This is a genomic window from Chryseobacterium jejuense (genome assembly GCF_900100075.1).
GTDB classification, from domain to species: domain Bacteria; phylum Bacteroidota; class Bacteroidia; order Flavobacteriales; family Weeksellaceae; genus Chryseobacterium; species Chryseobacterium jejuense.
The window spans coordinates 1,092,858-1,109,474 of record NZ_FNEG01000001.1 but is presented as its reverse complement, the minus strand read 5'-3'; the positions used below and the strand labels follow the sequence as shown (position 1 = coordinate 1,109,474).

At 36.4% G+C, this 16,617-nt stretch carries 15 protein-coding genes and 1 tRNA gene; 6 read left to right on the top strand and 10 right to left on the bottom strand.

Annotation, left to right across the window (positions count from 1 at the left end; all coding sequences use genetic code 11):
- Positions 1–205: 205 nt before the first annotated feature.
- The 4 genes from BLS98_RS05005 to BLS98_RS04990 form a co-directional block, all read right to left on the bottom strand.
- Complete coding sequence (locus BLS98_RS05005; RefSeq protein ID WP_089734136.1) at positions 206–1,594, bottom strand: TolC family protein; 1,389 nt, start codon at positions 1,592–1,594, stop codon at positions 206–208.
- Positions 1,595–1,651: 57 nt separating this feature from the next.
- On the bottom strand, positions 1,652–4,801 hold the full coding sequence (locus BLS98_RS05000) for an efflux RND transporter permease subunit (protein ID WP_089734134.1): 3,150 nt from the start codon (positions 4,799–4,801) through the stop codon (positions 1,652–1,654).
- 14 nt (positions 4,802–4,815) lie between these two features.
- Positions 4,816–5,931, bottom strand: a complete 1,116-nt coding sequence (locus tag BLS98_RS04995; protein ID WP_089734131.1) for an efflux RND transporter periplasmic adaptor subunit — start codon at positions 5,929–5,931, stop codon at positions 4,816–4,818.
- An 82-nt stretch (positions 5,932–6,013) separates the two neighbouring features.
- Positions 6,014–6,676, bottom strand: coding sequence for an FMN-dependent NADH-azoreductase (locus BLS98_RS04990; protein ID WP_089734130.1), 663 nt, complete (start codon positions 6,674–6,676; stop codon positions 6,014–6,016).
- 76 nt (positions 6,677–6,752) lie between these two features.
- Between BLS98_RS04990 and BLS98_RS04985 the strand changes: the two genes are divergently transcribed.
- From BLS98_RS04985 to BLS98_RS04970, 4 genes are all read left to right on the top strand, one after another.
- Complete coding sequence (locus BLS98_RS04985; RefSeq protein WP_089734128.1) at positions 6,753–8,216, top strand: aminotransferase-like domain-containing protein; 1,464 nt, start codon at positions 6,753–6,755, stop codon at positions 8,214–8,216.
- An 81-nt stretch (positions 8,217–8,297) separates the two neighbouring features.
- Complete coding sequence (locus BLS98_RS04980) at positions 8,298–8,735, top strand: GNAT family N-acetyltransferase (protein ID WP_089734126.1); 438 nt, start codon at positions 8,298–8,300, stop codon at positions 8,733–8,735.
- Positions 8,736–8,802: 67 nt separating this feature from the next.
- The gene (locus BLS98_RS04975) at positions 8,803–9,240 is read left to right on the top strand and encodes a carboxymuconolactone decarboxylase family protein (RefSeq protein ID WP_089734124.1); all 438 of its coding nucleotides are present in this window, start codon (positions 8,803–8,805) and stop codon (positions 9,238–9,240) included.
- 355 nt (positions 9,241–9,595) lie between these two features.
- Positions 9,596–9,667 (top strand) — tRNA-Arg (locus BLS98_RS04970).
- Positions 9,668–9,728: 61 nt separating this feature from the next.
- Here BLS98_RS04970 and BLS98_RS04965 read toward each other — a convergent pair.
- The 5 genes from BLS98_RS04965 to BLS98_RS04945 form a co-directional block, all read right to left on the bottom strand.
- On the bottom strand, positions 9,729–10,652 hold the full coding sequence (locus BLS98_RS04965) for a helix-turn-helix domain-containing protein (protein WP_089734122.1): 924 nt from the start codon (positions 10,650–10,652) through the stop codon (positions 9,729–9,731).
- Positions 10,653–10,726: 74 nt separating this feature from the next.
- Entirely contained in the window at positions 10,727–12,208 is a 1,482-nt protein-coding gene (locus BLS98_RS04960; RefSeq protein WP_089734121.1) for an amidohydrolase family protein, read from the bottom strand.
- A gap of 119 nt (positions 12,209–12,327) precedes the next feature.
- Positions 12,328–12,930 (bottom strand): NADPH-dependent F420 reductase, encoded by a 603-nt coding sequence (locus tag BLS98_RS04955; protein ID WP_089734119.1) that lies wholly within the window; start codon positions 12,928–12,930, stop codon positions 12,328–12,330.
- Between the two features lie 116 nt (positions 12,931–13,046).
- Positions 13,047–13,790, bottom strand: a complete 744-nt coding sequence (locus BLS98_RS04950) for an SDR family NAD(P)-dependent oxidoreductase (RefSeq protein WP_089734117.1) — start codon at positions 13,788–13,790, stop codon at positions 13,047–13,049.
- Positions 13,791–14,111: 321 nt separating this feature from the next.
- The gene (locus BLS98_RS04945) at positions 14,112–14,873 is read right to left on the bottom strand and encodes a nuclear transport factor 2 family protein (protein WP_089734115.1); all 762 of its coding nucleotides are present in this window, start codon (positions 14,871–14,873) and stop codon (positions 14,112–14,114) included.
- A gap of 257 nt (positions 14,874–15,130) precedes the next feature.
- On the opposite strand from BLS98_RS04945, the gene BLS98_RS04940 reads away from it, so the two are divergent.
- On the top strand, positions 15,131–15,490 hold the full coding sequence (locus tag BLS98_RS04940) for a winged helix-turn-helix transcriptional regulator (RefSeq protein WP_089734113.1): 360 nt from the start codon (positions 15,131–15,133) through the stop codon (positions 15,488–15,490).
- 93 nt (positions 15,491–15,583) lie between these two features.
- Here the strand turns inward: BLS98_RS04940 and BLS98_RS23740 are convergent, their stop codons facing one another.
- On the bottom strand, positions 15,584–15,742 hold the full coding sequence (locus BLS98_RS23740) for a helix-turn-helix domain-containing protein (RefSeq protein ID WP_089734473.1): 159 nt from the start codon (positions 15,740–15,742) through the stop codon (positions 15,584–15,586).
- Between the two features lie 406 nt (positions 15,743–16,148).
- On the opposite strand from BLS98_RS23740, the gene BLS98_RS04930 reads away from it, so the two are divergent.
- Entirely contained in the window at positions 16,149–16,598 is a 450-nt protein-coding gene (locus BLS98_RS04930; RefSeq protein ID WP_089734111.1) for a MarR family winged helix-turn-helix transcriptional regulator, read from the top strand.
- Positions 16,599–16,617 lie beyond the last annotated feature (19 nt).

Genomic DNA, 16,617 nt, shown 5'->3' with positions numbered 1-16,617 from the left:
TTAAAAATATCACTACATTTACTATGTAATAAACATCGAAGTGGAAACTTTATTTGCTTTTCTTACTACTCTTGAAATTGCAATTAAATTTGAAATAAAAATTTAAGCACAGCATTGTCGGCTGTGCTTTTTTATTGTTGTCTAATTAAAAAAATGAGATGTCTTATCTACTGAATTCGCTCCTAAAGAGCGAATTCTTTTATTATTATCTGACACCACCCCCCAATGAACGATACAACTTAATAACTGACTGCCATTTCAGTAACTTATCATTAGTCAGTTCTATTTGAGCATTGAGGTAAGCCTGTTCAGAAGTCAATACATCAGTATAATTTGTTGACGAATGATAGATCAACAGCTTTTTGGTGTAATCAACGGCTAAATTAAGCTTATCTATCTGCAAGATCCGTTTTTTTTCCTGTTCAGCCGCAGATTCATAGCCATACAAAGCATCCGACACCTCTTGTCCTGCATTCATTAATATTTTTTGAAAAGAATATACTTTTTCCTGATAATTCGCTTGGGCTATTTCTAAACGGGTTTTATTTAATCGCTTATTGAAAATAGGCTGAATGAGGCCTGCAGCAACATTGGCAAAAAAACCTGTAGAAGTAAACCAGTCTTTTAGCTCAAAACTGGAGAAGCCACCTGATGCAGTGATTGTCAAAGAGGGATAGAAAGCCCGCTTAGCAACATTAATCTCCTCAAAATAAGAAGCCACTTCAAGCTCCGCTGCGTGTACATCAGGTCTATTCGCTAATAACTGTGATGGCAAACCTACGCTCAAGTTGTTGTTTACTTCCTGATCGTCCAGACTCCCTCTTGTTATAGGTTGTGCTGCTTGTCCCAGCAATACATTTACAGCATTCTCTATTTCTCTTATCTGCCTTTTGATGCGGGGCAAATCAGCCTGAGCATTATAATAGTTTGCTTCACTCTGTACCACAGCAGCTCCGGTTACTATATTTGACGCTTTCAGTTTGTTCATGGTTTTCACATCCAGAGCTCTATTTTCAATAGTCTTTTCTAAAATAGCCTGCTGCTTGTCCAAGGTTAAAAGTTGGTAATAACTGTCTGCTATTTGTGCTACTATCTGTGTCTGTACAGCACGCTGCATAGATTCAGACTGCAATATTCTATACAGAAAAGCCCGTTTACTGCTTGCCAGCTTACCCCATACATCTATTTCCCAAGAAGCATTGGCATACCCATCATATAAGGCTGTATTATTCATATTTCCAAGACCTTGTGAATATGACATCCTTGATTGTTTACTGCCAAAACCACCATTCAAACCTGGTAAAAATGCTGCTTTGGACTGTTTTAGCATAGACTGCGTAATATTAATACGCTGTATCCCTATTTTCAGATCTAAGTTATTTTGTAAACCAGATTGAATTAGCTCTTTTAAATGTGTATCTGTAAAAAACTCCTGCCAGCCCATTTGAGCAATACTCAATGTATCTATAGGCGTCATTTCTCTATACAAAGAGCTATCCACTTCTTTTTTAAACTGATAGACTTTACCCGGACTGCAAGAGGACAATACTCCTGCAATACATAGAGTGATTAATAATTTAATATATATTTTCATTCTTTCGTAATACGATACCCCAAAGAAACAATAGTGTCATTTCTTTGGGATGTTTAATTAATTTATTGGATTGATCACCTCATCTGAGGCCAGTTCAGGTTTTCCTGTGATTCTTTCATGTATGGATTGAAACATAACAAACAAAGCGGGAATAGCTAATACACCGATCAATGTGCCTATCAGCATACCACCTACTGCAGCTGTTCCAATAGATTTATTACTCAATGCACCAGCCCCAGAAGCTAACATCAAGGGCAATAATCCAAAGATAAAAGCAAACGATGTCATAAAAATAGGTCTTAGCCGGATACGGGCGGCTTCTATAGCGGCTTCTTTTATAGATTGTCCCTGCATTCTTCGCTGAAGGGCAAATTCAATAATCAGAATAGCATTCTTCGCTAAAAGGCCAATCAGCATAATTAAACTAATCTGCAAAAAGATATTATTGTCTATCCCAAACAGTTTTGCAAAGATAAATGCACCGGCTAAGCCAATGGGCAATGAAAACAATACTGCTAATGGAAGGATAAAACTCTTAAACTGAGCACTTAATAAGAAATACACAAATACTATTGACAGAATAAAGATAATGGCTGTCTGGTTACCACTTGTACTTTCTTCTCTTGAAAGTCCTGAATATTCAAACCCATACCCTTTTGGAAGCGTTGCTGCCACATCCTCAATTGCCTTAATGGCATCTCCTGAGCTATATCCTGCATTAGGCGCTCCATTAACCATCGCTGAATTATATAAATTAAATCGGGTTAAAAATTCAGGACCGTATACTTTCTTTAGATTAATAAAAGCAGTAACAGGAGTCATGATACCTTCACTGTTTTTTACATACAACCCATCGATTGCTTCTTTATTCTCTCTAAAATTAGGAGCCGCCTGAATGACCACTTTATACTGTTTTCCAAATCGGTTAAAATTAGTGGCATAGATCCCTCCTAAATATCCTTGTAAAGCTGTAAGGATCTCTGTTACACTTACTCCGGATTCTTTCGCTTTAACTACGTTCACTGAAACTTCATATTGAGGAAAGTTTGTATTAAATGATGTTGTTGCAAACATAATTTCAGGACGTTGGTTTAATTCCTTTATGAATTTTCCCATCACTCCTTCAAATTCCTTATAATCTCCGCCTGTCTTATCTTGCATTTGCAATTCAAAACCTGAATTATTACCAAACCCCTGCAAAGTTGGAGCTGCAAAAAACACAATATTCGCTCCTTTGATATGAGCTGTCTTTTTAAAGAGTTCCTGCACAATACTCTGTGAGTCTTCTCCTTCACCTTTACGCTCATCCCAATGTTTTAACTTTACATACTGAGCAGCATAAGAACTCCCTTTTCCGCTAAAGAAATCACTTCCAACCCAGCGCGCCCTCATTCCAAGTTTTGGAATTGTTGCGGTTACACTATCAATTTGATTGGCTATTCGAACTGTTTCCTGTAGAGAGGTAGAGGGAGGCATGATCACATTTCCATAAATAAACCCGCTATCTTCATTGGGAACAAATCCTGTGGGTGTTGTTTTGCTTAAGTAAATAAATATCCCTGCAAAGACAACAACAGCTCCTAAAGCTATCCATAGCCGTTTATTTAGAAATTTTAAAATGTCCACATAACGATTGGTCATACGGTCAAAACTACTATTAAAGGCTACTTTCATACGGTCAGTAAAGCCTTTCTTCTCATGATCAATATCTGATTCCGGTTTTAATAGAAGTGCACAAAGTGCCGGGCTTAGTGTTAAAGCGTTAACAGCTGAGATTAAAATCGCTACAGCAAGTGTAATACCAAATTCTTTATAAAACACTCCTACAGAACCTTCAATAAATGTAACGGGCACAAATACTGCTGCCATTACCAAAGTGATGGAAATAATAGCGGTAGACAGTTCATTCATTGCACTTATAGTGGCTTTCTTAACGGTTTCGGCTCCTCCATATAACTTAGCATGTACAGCTTCTACTACAATGATTGCGTCATCCACAACAATACCAATAGACAGTACTAAAGCAAATAAGGTTAACAAGTTTATAGTAAAACCAAACAGATTCAGGAAAAAGAATGTCCCGATAATGGCGACAGGTACAGTAATGGCAGGTATTAAAGTTGAACGCCAGTCCTGTAAAAATAATAAGACTACAATAAATACTAAGATAAAAGCTTCAATAAGTGTATAGACCAACTTATTGATAGAAGCTAATAAAAAATCATTTGAATTGGTATAAATAACTGATTTAACACCCGGTGGAAAATTTTTCTCAGCTTCTTTTATTTTTTTTTCACATTCTTTAATGATATCATAAGCGTTGGATCCTGCAGTTTGGTTAACGGCTATATAAGTACCCAGGTGGCCAAATGCAGTCTGTGTGGTTTCGTAAGAAAAAGCTCCCAAATCTATTTCGGCTATATCTTTTAGGTAGAGTGTTTTTCCATTGCCTAATGCACGGATAACAATATTTCCAAATTCTTTTGGGGTTTCTAAACGCCCTGTATATTTCAAAGTGAATTGAAAGCTTTGCTTGCTGTTCTCGCCTACTTTTCCTGGTGCAGCTTCTACATTCTGCTCTTTTAAAGCATTAATAATATCTGTAGGAACTAAACTATAGGCCGCCATTACATTCGGTTTTAGCCAAACACGCATACTGTATTCACTATTCCCAACAACAGCCACATCTCCTACACCACTGATCCTTTTTAACTGAGGGGTAAGATTAATGCGGGTATAGTTTTCTAAGAACATCTCATCATACTCCGGAACTTCACTATAAAGCATAAAGCTAAACACTTCAGTTGCCAATTTTTTTGTGGTAGTAACTCCTTGTTTTACTACTTCTTCCGGGAGTTGGCTCATCGCCTGATTAACACGGTTTTGTACATTCACGGCAGCCATAGCAGGATCAGCTCCCTGATTAAAAGTAACTGTAATTTCGGCAGAACCATCATTACTTGCTTTTGAATTCATAAATGCCATTTGCTCTACTCCATTAATCTGTTCTTCTAATGGCGTGATCACACTTTTCATAACTGCCGCTGCGTTGGCTCCCTGGTAGTTAGCTGTCACTTTTACTGTAGGCGGAGCAATGTCCGGGTATTGTGTCATTGGCAGAGTAGACAATCCTAATAATCCCAGAATAACTATAATAATGGATATTACAGCTGATAATATTGGATTTTCAATAAATTTCTTCAACATAATCTACGCTCTCCTTATTTTAATTTAATTTTCACTCCATCTTTCAAGCCTCCAATATCTGCGCTCACTATTTTATCACCGGCATTTAAACCTGACATCACAATATACTGTTGACCGGAAGGTTCTTTTTCCATAATTTGGATTTCCCTGCTCTTTACTACTGCATTATTTCCAACAACATAAACAAATCTCTTTCCCTGAAGATCAAACGTTGATTTTTGTGGAACCAGAATGGTATTATTCACTTTTTCATATACTCTTATACTAGCACTGTTACCACTTCGCAGCAATCCCGCTTTATTGCCAAAGACTGCTCTAAAATTAATACTCCCGGTTAATGGGTCAAATTGCCCGCTAACGGTCGTAATTTTTCCTTTTTCAGAATATTCAGTTTCATTTGCCAAAATCAAGCTTACTTGTGGTAATAAGTCTATTTGTTCCTGAACACTCCCATGAATTCCCTGTTGAGTAAAATCAAAAAACTGCTTCTCATTCATCGACAGATACGTGTGGATAGATGAAGTATCTGATATAACAGTCAAGGGTTTTATTGAACTACTATTTACTAATGCTCCTTCTTTAAAAGGAATAAGTCCTATCACTCCATCGAATGGAGCTACAATCTGTGTATATCTCAGATTTGCTTCTGCATTGCTCAGATTTGCTTTTGCCTCCGCGAACAAGGCTTTCTTAGTCTTTAAGTTATATTGAGCTGATTCTAATTCATAATTGCTAATGATATTCTCTTCTACCAGAGGCTTCACTTTTTTCACCTTCATTCCGGCATCATTTAATTCTGCTTCAGCACGACTTAAATTTGCTACAGCAGCAACATTTTCTTCTTTAAACTGAGGAGCATAAATGCGAAACAATACCTGTCCTTTTTTAACCTTTTGCCCTTCTTCAACTAATATTGCTTCTATAAAGCCATCAATCTTAGGTCTTAATTCAACATCTTTTTTCCCCTGAAGCACTACTGGATAATCACTGTATACTACGGCCTCCTCTTTTACAATAGAAAGAGTTGGATAGAATGCTGCGGCTTCTTTTACCGTCTCCGCCTCTTTTTTTTGACAGGCAACCAAAAAAATCAATGAAGACAAGGGTAACAACTTCTTTATTATATTCATTTTTTATTCATTATTACATTAGCACATAAAACCTATCAAAAAATCAGTATTCTTTGATATGATAGATTAAGTCTTGAAAAAACTAAGAGAGTTTTGTGTCTATTACGTCAATAGTCCTTTGATGTGCTGAATGTATAGCTAAGCTGTAATTTTCTTTACCATCTGCCTCTCCATCAAGATTTATGACATGAATCTCAGAAATTCCCATTACATTGAAAACCCATTTTAAATAATTAGTTTGAAAATCTTTATGTTCATTATAGTTCCCTTGTTCATACCCTTGAGACCCTCTTGTAAGTAACAAAACAACCTCTTTATTTTCTAATAGCCCGATATATGGATTTTGAATATTATCAGGATTGTGTTTCCAGGTTTCGTTAACACGCACTACCTGATCGATATAAGCTTTTAAGCTGCTTGGTATTGACCAATTATACATGGGTGAAGCAATAACTATGGTATCTGCATCTTTTAGCTCTTTGATATATTCATCACTGAGTTCTAAAGATTTTACATCTTTCTGAGTTCTATTTTCCAAAGGTTTAAATGCTGCAACAATCCATTCCTCTGTTATATGAGGTATGATTTGGTTCCCCAGTTCCCGAAGATGAATATTGGAATTTAAATATTTTTCTTTCCAGTGATTGATAAAGGCTTCTGCCAACTTTCTGCTTTGAGAACCTGTAAATCTTGCACTTGAATTAATAACCAACAAGTTTTTCAGTTTCTTGTTTTGTACATCCATATTTAATTTTTTTGACAAAAATAGCGGGATATTGGCTTACATTTGTATACCAATTAATATAAAACATACAGCCCAGATGTTACCTTATAAATCCTTGATTGAAATTGACAGAACGTCTTCTATACCTTTGTATATTCAGGTGTGTAATTATTTTATTTCATTAATTACTGATGGTACTTTACCACCCTCTGAAATGTTACCCAGCACCCGTAATCTTGCCCTATTAATCGGAATTGATCGGAATACAGTCAAATTAGCGTATGAAGAATTAACCAGTCAAGGTTGGACAGAATCTATAGAACGAAAAGGAGTATATGTCTTATCCAGTCTTCCAATTCTTACCCAAAAGAATAGCAATGATGCAAAAAATGTAGGAATAAAGCAGGAGGCTTTTATTTGGACCAATAAGTTCAGTCATGCAATTCTCAGCAAAAATTTTCAAAAACCCCAGCTAGCTATAGATGACGGCTTTCCTGATGTCCGGCTTGCTCCTATAGATGAATTGATGCGTGAATACAGAAGCATATCAAGAAAATTCTATGGCCGTAATTTCTTAAAATACGGTAATGCAAAAGGTTCGGAACATTTAAGAGAGTCATTGTGTAAATATCTTTCTACGACCAGAGGATTAAATGTTGATATTAATGATATGCTGATTACCAAAGGCAGCCAGATGGGAATTTATTTATCTGCCCAGCTACTTCTTGAACAGGGAGATCATATTGCGGTAGGAGTATCCAACTACTCTACTGCTGATGAGATTTTTAGACAAACTGGAGCTAAGTTATTAAGAATTCCGATCGATGAGTACGGAATGGATGCGGATTATCTTGAACAGGTACTTAAGAAAAAGAAGATAAAAGCGGTATATTTAATCCCCCACCATCATAGCCCAACTACCGTTACTTTGAGCATGGAACGCAGGTTGAAATTTCTGAAGCTTGCTAAGGAGTATAAATTTGCCATTATTGAAGATGATTATGACTTTGATTTTCATTATGCGAACAAACCTTTTCTACCTTTGGCCAGTATAGATCATAATGAAAACGTAATTTATTTAGGATCGGTTACCAAGACCTTTGCACCTGCTTTAAGAATAGGATTTATGACAGGACCATCCAGTTTTATTCATTCAGCTACAGCCTTAAGGGAGCTTATAGACAGACAGGGAGATACTACTCTGGAAGAAGCCTTTGCTTTATTATTTAATCAGGGAGAAATGAATCGATATTACAGAAAAGCACTGAAGATTTACAAACAACGCAGAGACATCTTTTGCGAATTATTAAAGGTGAATTTTTCCAATGAAATAGAATTTAAAGTTCCGGAGGGAGGATTGGCGGTATGGTCTGTTTTTGATCCTGATATTGATCTCATAAAATTATCTGATAGAGCTTTAAAAAATGGACTTTATATGGACAACGGTTTGTTTTATAAAAATGAGTTATTTTCTACAAATGGCATTAGAATGGGGTTTGCATCATTAGATGAAAAAGAGATGTCAGAAGCTGTCTCTATCTTAAAAAAAGTTATAGGGTAAGTGAACTGGGCTGTATATAATTACTAATCTGGTGTGTTTAGTTCTGTTCAATGTGTTTTAATTTTACAAAAAAAATAAAATATGGACGATACTTATGAGATTAAAACCATTACATCAGATGTAGAGATTCAACAGTGCTTCGAGGTCGCTCTGGTACTCAGACCCCATTTAGACAGGAGTAAATGGTCAGGTACGATAGCTGAAATGGTTTCAACTGAGAAATATACCTTAATGGGAGTTTTTCATGAAGAAAAAATTGTTGCCTTTGTTGGATATCGCATCATGACCACTCTACACAGTGGAAATATCATCTATATTGACGATCTGTGTACTTTACAACACTATAGAGGCAGAGGGCTTGGCGGCAAATTATTATCACATGTGAGAGCTGTAGCGGAATACAAAAATATGGATGCCGTAGTTTTAGATACAGGTTTTGACAATCATACTGCCCAAAAATTATACTTTAATAATGGATTTGAATTTTCAGCGGTCCATTTACACGCTCATTTAAAATAATTTTTTTGGGACAATAAAGTTGTCTGTTATAAGACGTAATAAATGATATAAACTAAAAATTTGGAAAATGAAAAAACGTATTGATTTATCCAGTGTATCTTCCGCTGCTTACAAAAGAATTATTGCTTTAGATACTACTATTCAAAATTCAGGATTAGACAAAACTCATCTTGAACTTATAAAAATCCGGGCTTCCCAGATAAACGGATGTGCTTATTGTCTCAATTTACATACTCGCGATGCGGTTAATCAGGGAGAAACTGCACAGCGAATTTTCCTGTTAAACGCCTGGAGAGAGACCAAGTTATTTTCAGAAGAAGAGCGTACTATTTTAGCCATGACAGAAGAAATTACGCTGATCAGCAAAAACGGATTATCTGAGGATACTTATCAGATAGCAGTTCAGTTGTTTCCCGAAGAATATATAGGTTTGATTATTATGGCAATTATTACCATTAATGCCTGGAATAGAGTGGCAATCAGCACTCATAAACCTTTAGATTAGCTCTAGACGTTCAAAGAAATCAGGATAAACAACATTTGTGTATGCATGTATTTGCTATTTAACCTATTTTCAGGTCAAGAAAAATAAGGAACTGAAAGAGGGAGGTTGTTTCTGAAAATTAATAAAGCCCAGGTATAGCTGTTCTTTCGGACTTCAATAATTCCCCTCTTCCAGCTTCAGACTTCCTTACTTTATTAAAATTCCAAACTCAGGTTAATCAACAAAAGTTTCGGGTATAAAACACCACACAAACATCTGTGAAAATCTCTGCAATCTGTGGTCAAACAAACCTAAAGCATCAACATTCTGATTTTTAAATTTTTAAGAGAATAATTTGTAATTTTATTTTTCTAATGGCCACATAGTTCAATGGATAGAACAAAAGTTTCCTAAACTTTAGATCCAAGTTCGATTCTTGGTGTGGCTACAGATTCATCTATTCATGTAAAATCACAACGAACCCATAGATCATTTTACTAGAGGTATACTCATTTTCTTTCTTGCCTAAAGACAGAAGGTGAACTTCCTGTTCTGGCTCTAAAAAATTTCCCAAAGTAAGCAGATGATTCAAACTGCAGTAAATATGCAATTTCCTTAACAGACAAATCTGTATAAGCTAACAGGTATCTGGCTTCTGCAAGTATACGCTGCTGAATGTGTTTCATGGGTGAGCTTCCGGTTTCTCTATTGACGATTTCATTTAAATACTTAGGACTAATGTTCAATTGATTGGCATATTCTTTAACTGATTTATGAGTCTGAAAATGCTCTTCTACCAATCTCTTAAAAGCCAACCATTTATCTTGCTGTGCAGAAGTTTTCTTTTCTTTATCCTTGGTAAAAGCCTGCAAGGATGATCTTTTAATAAGATATAAAATTTCAAGAATAAACAAACCTGACATGGCAGTATAAAAAGAGGCTTTCTGCCTTTGTTCCCTATCAATCTTTTGGTATAGTTCAAAAATCTGATCAAAAGTATGATCATCCAGATTAAAATTGGGAACCTGATCATACTCCAGATTCAACAGTTGCTCCATTGTAGAAACAACCACAGGAAAATCTTTCCAAATATGGGTATAAAAGCAAAGAATAAAACAATGTACATCTTCTGTCTGATTATTAAAGCTCTGAAGCTGGCCCGCTTTCACCCAATGAATACTTTTAGGCTTCATTTTAAAAGAGTGCATCCCAACTTCTTTGTCACAAGTTCCTGAAACACACAATACCAAAGCATTATATTCAGCCCGGAAAACAATTGATTCTTTATTATTTCCAACAACCTCCAATAGCAAAAAAGGGGCATGATCGGCAAAAATTTTTCCGAAGTTCAACTCCGGTTTTGACAATATATTTGCATCAAATAACCTGTGTACCTCTTGCATAGTAAGAAGTGGGATAATTGGTTTTGTCATAAACACATTGTAATTAATACTTTTACACTCAACTTTACCATGAATATATTTGAGTCAATAAAAGTAAAGATTTATTATGACTTCATACTTTTTGTGTATAATCTTTCAGAAGCGGACTGAATCTTGCTCAACATCATATCTGAGCTAATCTGATGATGCAGAAGTTTGCCTTTCTCTTTCAGTATCCGCCCTCCTATAATTACCGTATCCACATTACCGGGGTGTGCCTGTAAAACAATAGCAGCAATCGGATCTATAGCTGGAATCATATTCATCGCTTTATTTTCTATCAGGATCAGATCTGCCTGTTTTCCAACTTCCAGGCTCCCTGTGATATGATCGAGGCCTAATGCTCTTGCACCTCCAACAGTTCCCCATGCAAGAATATCTTTTAAAGCAACAGGAAGCTTGTGGGCATAGACTTTATTTTCTCCGGCAGCTTTTTGATGAGCCATCCCAAGAGTCGTAGAATAAGCAGATCTCATCTGAGCAAACATGTCATTGCTTACACTTGCAGATACATCAGTCCCCAGTGCTAAGATAATATCTGCCTGTGAAGATTGTAACAAAGGAGGTACCCCATGTCCCATTTGCCATTCTACTTCAGGAGTTACGGACAAAGAGGCCCCAGCCTCTTTTATATAAAGAAATTCTTTTTCAGTAATATCATTCCCATGTACGAAATTGAACCGTCTATTCATGATTCCCATGGCATGTAGATCCGAAATTCTCATGGCTCCACTATCTCTGGATGGTAATGGTCCAATATGCATTGTCAGCAAAGCATCTAATTCTTCCGCTACTCTGGCTTCTGTTTTCAACTTATTGACGTCTTTATTTTCCGGTACTGTTGTTGCTATACCAAGGGTCACCAAAGCATCTCCTGAAGTAAGCCTTTCTTTTTTCATCCGATAGAGGTCTTCCAGGTATTTTTTCCCTCCCGCTCCGTCTGAATAAGGATAACGAAAAGACGGTCCTAATAAGCCATAGGCATAAACTGCTCTTATACCAGACTCCTGCAAAGCATCTACTCCTGCATCTGCAAATTCTGGGGAATTAGTAGCATGGGCCCAATCCAGAGCCGTTGTTACTCCTGCATTAATTTGCTCCAATGCAGCGATCAAAGTCCCAAGATAAACATCTTCAGGAGTTAAGGCCGGACCAATCTTCTTTATCAGCCAATCCATATACTCAGGCATTGTCATCGCTGCAGAAAAACCTCTTGTAATCCCCTCCCACATATGATTGTGTGTATTAATAAATCCGGGAAGAACAAATTTCCCATCTGCCTCAATAATCCTACAATTCTCTTCCTGGATATGCTTTGCTATTTTTTTTATTTTCCCGTTTTGAATGAGAATATCACCCAGAAGAATTGTATTTCCGGGATCCATAGTAATAATCTGGGCACCTTTGATCAATAATTTATCACCCTCTTTATCATGAATATATTTTTGCCCATGCTCTACTGCTTTCTGAGCCCAACCCAATTGAGTATCTATAAGACCGGCAATAGTAGCCATCCCTGCTATTTTAAAGAAATTTCTCCTTTCCATATAAGACTGAATTATAGTGTTGATTTTCTAAAACAAAATTAGTGTCCGGCATCTTAATCTATAGGACTATAAAGTCGGGAATACTAGTCCTTTTTTCGGTAAACCATACATTTGTATGATCAAGGATGAATTTCATGACAATCTCCACCAACTTCCATCTGTATGGTTTTATTTATTCCACCTATATAAACTGGTCTAAAGCCACTACTCCTAATGACCTCTTCAATATCATTTTTAATTTCAAGATCATCCGAAGCATAAAACAGAATGGCTTCAGGATTCTGATTGGCCTTGGTCTGAAAGCTTTCAGCAGTCAAAGAACCCAATGCTTTAGCTAGCTTTGCTCCTTTGGGAAGAATTGAAGCATTTATTTCCCCTGCTGACTTCCCTTCTTCAAGAACTCTTTTCAAACCTCCTCTTCCATCCGGAATAACGGGGTTGGAAATATCTATTATTATTTTATTTTTTAGCAATGATCCATATTCTGCAAAAAAGTCTTTGTATCCTGTAAACCAAATAGCAGGAATAATGATCTCTGCTTCATGAATGGCATCACGAATCTCTCTGGCAACCGCAAGATTATTAGCTTCAGGCTTAAGAGAGAACGATATAGCGTCATCAATCGCTCTTGAAGCGACAATAACTACCTGGTTATTCTTAATCAGGTTTAGGGCAATGATTTTACCCATATTACCCAACCCAATTACAGCTGTTTTTTTCATATTCTTTTTTTGATGATTGTTATTATAATTAATAAACCCACTGTGTGTTGTATATAAAATTACTTCTTTAGCACAACACCCAATGGGTATTCTGTATCAATGTCAATCAGACTTCATCAGGGTGCCAGCTTAAAACCTCCATCCACATCGATGATTGCTCCTGAAATCCAACTGGCCTGTTCACTTGCCAAAAATGCTACGGCATCACTAATGTATGAAGGCTGCCCCAACTTCTTTAAAGCCTGATCATTCAGTAGTACTTTTATTCCTTCTTCTGTTTCAAACCATGGATTTAATCCGGTATTGATGGCTCCTGGAGAAATGGCATTCACCGTAATTCCACGCCCGCCAATTTCCCCAGCCAGATATTTGGTAAAAGCTTCAATAAAACCTTTAATAGAAACATACGTAATAAATCCTGGCGCATAGGTCTTTTTCAACGATGATGAAATATTGATAATTCGGCCTCCATCATTCATATAAGGAAGTAATTTTTGTGAGATAAAAAAAACAGCCCTCATATTGATATCAACCATAGCATTAAACATACTTTGGTCAACTTCCTGAAATGATCTCACCGGAGCAATACCGGCATTATTAACTAAAATATCAATTTTCTCAACGTTCAGCCTCTGTGTAATGGTATCACCAGCGTCATGATCAGACAGATCCGACTGGATCAACTGTTGAACAATACCTCCAGCAGCACGAATTTCATTGGCCGTTTCTTCAAGTAAATGGATTTCAAGATCATGCAGGATAACATAAGCTCCTTCAAGCGCAAGCCGTTTAGCTATATGAGCGCCAATTCCTCTTCCGGAACCTGTAATCATGGCTACTTTACCTGTTAAATTTTTCATATCTTTTTTTATTAATTTGTCATGCTGACACCAACCAAGATCTTCCTACAGATCGTTGATTTTTTCTTTTTCTTTTTTAAGAATCCTCTCTTAGGCCGCTTTATCCTTTCAAAATTTGACATACTTATTCTTTCTCCGATAGCTTTTGCTATGGCGTTATATTGTATTTTCGTAATGTTAAATGATATTGAAGAATATTGTAAAGATCTCAGGCACTATACCTTTCTTACAATATTGAGATAGGAATAAGGCGGTAAGCCTAAAAGAGGAATACCCTTTGTTTTTTCAGGTCAAATCATATTGATCCTGTTGAATAATGTTTTAAAAGGGTCCGTTAGCATGCGGCACTATATCAGGAAATACAGCTGCTACTTGCCACATCTCAACAATTTTCCCAGTGACATCTATCCTGAGAACATCCCAAAATGTATGTACCTGCCCACGGACAGCTCCTTCTGATTGTACTGCAACAAGCTCTCCTTCAGCGACGATCCTATGAATTCTCCTGTAGTCTTTTTCACTACTTTCCAAAGCTGCTCTAAGAGCTGTGATACTATCTCCAATAGCAGGGTTGTGCTGAATCACCTCTTCACTTACCCATTGATTGATCTCTTCTACTCTCTTATTAATAAGAACATCCTTCACATAGTGCTCTGCTGTTTTTCTACTGACCTCTGTAAGTTCCGGATTAGTTATCTCAGTAGGGCCGTCAAACTGACTTCTCCCAGAAATACTGGCCGGAGCTATAGGAACAGAAGCATCCCAATGTTCTGCAATCTGATCATTTTCCACACGGAAAATATCAATACCCACCACAACTTCTCCTCCTGTCATGATATTATTCAACCAGTTATGATGAATTCCGTGCATGACCACAAAATGGTCATCTCCTATAAATCGTATAGGCTCATACCGATAATCCGGACGAAGAGTGGCCAACAGATCCCGTAGCCCATCAGGACCATTCTTCACATAGGGACTGTGCTGCCGATAGTCTGGATTCACATATTGATCAATTACATTCGGATCGCTGTTGGTCATCAATGCTGACCACATTTCTGAAACTACTTCTTTTGCTTTCATAAGTTTCTGTTTACATTTATGATTAAGTTATTAAAATACATCCGGCTCCATGATCTGCAGAATGCTATTGTTTTTATCAATTCCCTTATTATTATATAGTGATTGGGAACTGACCATTACTTTACCATCTTTTTACCTATATTGTAGCCGTATTGTGATAACAAATGTATTGTCTTCACTTATAAAAATCAAGTACTAACCTGGAAGAATGCTACTTACATACAAGTAGGATTTACTGACTGTCAATAGTTTACCAAATGAAAAAAAATGAAAAAAAAATAGAAGACTGTCCGATACGAAGAACATTTAATGTGATTGGAAGCAAATGGCGGTTATTGATTATAGAAATCATGAGGGATGAAAAAAAGCGCTATGGAGAATTAAAACGTCACATTCCTGACATCAGTGAAAAGGTTTTGAATGAAGAGCTCAAAATTTTGGTAAAAGATGGCTTTCTGAATAAGAAATCATACCCCGAAGTCCCACCAAAAGTTGAATACAGTCTTACAGACAAGGGGGAAAAGATTCTGCCAATTATTGATTCCATTACTGTATTTGCTATGGAACATATGCTCTATGATGATGTTTCTACTCCTTGTATCAATAAGGAGATCTGATTTAATACAAGTGATGAGGCCAATATTATCTGTCTTTTTAATTTTCTGTACTTTTATAAATGCTTCTAAAGCAGTAAGTATCTTGTCATGACATTACACACTCATCTTAATCTCTTTTTCCAATATATTTTCAAGCTGCTTGATATAATCTGAAGGTGTCATTTTAACCCTGTCTTTAAATGCTTTTATGAAAGTTGTGGAGCTTTTATAACCTACTTCTTCTGCTATTGTTTGAATCGTATACTTTCTGATTTTTTGAAGTTTCGTGTAATTGCCTCAATACATAATCTATTCTAAGGTTATTTTCATAAAAAATTACTGAATTATTATCCCATTGCTTCTTTCTGGCTATACTTTTATAGAGTTTAAGATTTCCTAAAGCTCCTCACGAGTGATATCAACCTTCTGATCCTTTTTCTTTGACATTGTGCATTTAAGCATATCCAATATCATCTTGTCTCCTATTTTCTTATTTGCAATAACCTAATTAACTCCCTCAACAATAATTTCAAGAACTCCTCTTTTAAATATAAAAACCTACCCACTAACATTTTACACCCAATTAGTTGAAATTAAAACTAATTTTCCGTACATTTGTTAGGAAGCATCAGCATAGAAGCTTTATACTTTGTTCAAAGCTCACCATTATCTTTTAAATATGTCTGAAAACCGAAATAATATATCTGAACTGGCCTTAGAACTGGGCTGGGCAATGACTGAAATGAAAAGTCGTTTACGGCAAAAGATTCAGGCTTGCGTGAATGAGTACGATCCGGATCTTTCGGTTGAGCTGGTAGAAATTCTCGGAATTCTTTCCAGAAATGATGGAATCAACCAACAGGAAATAGCCAACAAAGTAAGTAAAGATAAATCAAGCATCACCTATCTTATCAATGCCCTTGTAAAGCGGGAACTGGTAGAACGGGTTGCCTATAAAAACGACAGAAGAAATAAGCAGATCTTTCTTACTTCAAAAGGAAAAAAGCTTATAGAAAAAGTATATCCATGGGCTTTGGAACTGTACAAAAAAGCCGCCGGTGATCTTCATGAAGATGAAATCAACAAAGCGCTTCTTTTAGTAAAAAAAATGACCGAAAACCTTGAATAATCAGGATTAAAAATATATT

Bases quoted from the DNA above. Each gene is read 5' to 3' on its own strand.
- BLS98_RS04990 (WP_089734130.1), bottom strand. From the start codon at position 6,676: ATGGATGTACAAAACAAGAAACTGAAAAACTTGTTGGTTATTAATTCA.
- BLS98_RS04975 (WP_089734124.1), top strand. From the start codon at position 8,803: ATGAAAAAACGTATTGATTTATCCAGTGTATCTTCCGCTGCTTACAAA.
- BLS98_RS05000 (WP_089734134.1), bottom strand. From the start codon at position 4,801: ATGTTGAAGAAATTTATTGAAAATCCAATATTATCAGCTGTAATATCC.
- BLS98_RS04995 (WP_089734131.1), bottom strand. From the start codon at position 5,931: ATGAATATAATAAAGAAGTTGTTACCCTTGTCTTCATTGATTTTTTTG.
- BLS98_RS05005 (WP_089734136.1), bottom strand. From the start codon at position 1,594: ATGAAAATATATATTAAATTATTAATCACTCTATGTATTGCAGGAGTA.
- BLS98_RS04950 (WP_089734117.1), bottom strand. From the start codon at position 13,790: ATGAAAAATTTAACAGGTAAAGTAGCCATGATTACAGGTTCCGGAAGA.
- BLS98_RS04930 (WP_089734111.1), top strand. From the start codon at position 16,149: ATGTCTGAAAACCGAAATAATATATCTGAACTGGCCTTAGAACTGGGC.
- BLS98_RS04980 (WP_089734126.1), top strand. From the start codon at position 8,298: ATGGACGATACTTATGAGATTAAAACCATTACATCAGATGTAGAGATT.
- BLS98_RS04945 (WP_089734115.1), bottom strand. From the start codon at position 14,873: ATGAAAGCAAAAGAAGTAGTTTCAGAAATGTGGTCAGCATTGATGACC.
- BLS98_RS04940 (WP_089734113.1), top strand. From the start codon at position 15,131: ATGAAAAAAAATGAAAAAAAAATAGAAGACTGTCCGATACGAAGAACA.
- BLS98_RS04960 (WP_089734121.1), bottom strand. From the start codon at position 12,208: ATGGAAAGGAGAAATTTCTTTAAAATAGCAGGGATGGCTACTATTGCC.
- BLS98_RS04955 (WP_089734119.1), bottom strand. From the start codon at position 12,930: ATGAAAAAAACAGCTGTAATTGGGTTGGGTAATATGGGTAAAATCATT.
- BLS98_RS04985 (WP_089734128.1), top strand. From the start codon at position 6,753: ATGTTACCTTATAAATCCTTGATTGAAATTGACAGAACGTCTTCTATA.
- BLS98_RS04965 (WP_089734122.1), bottom strand. From the start codon at position 10,652: ATGACAAAACCAATTATCCCACTTCTTACTATGCAAGAGGTACACAGG.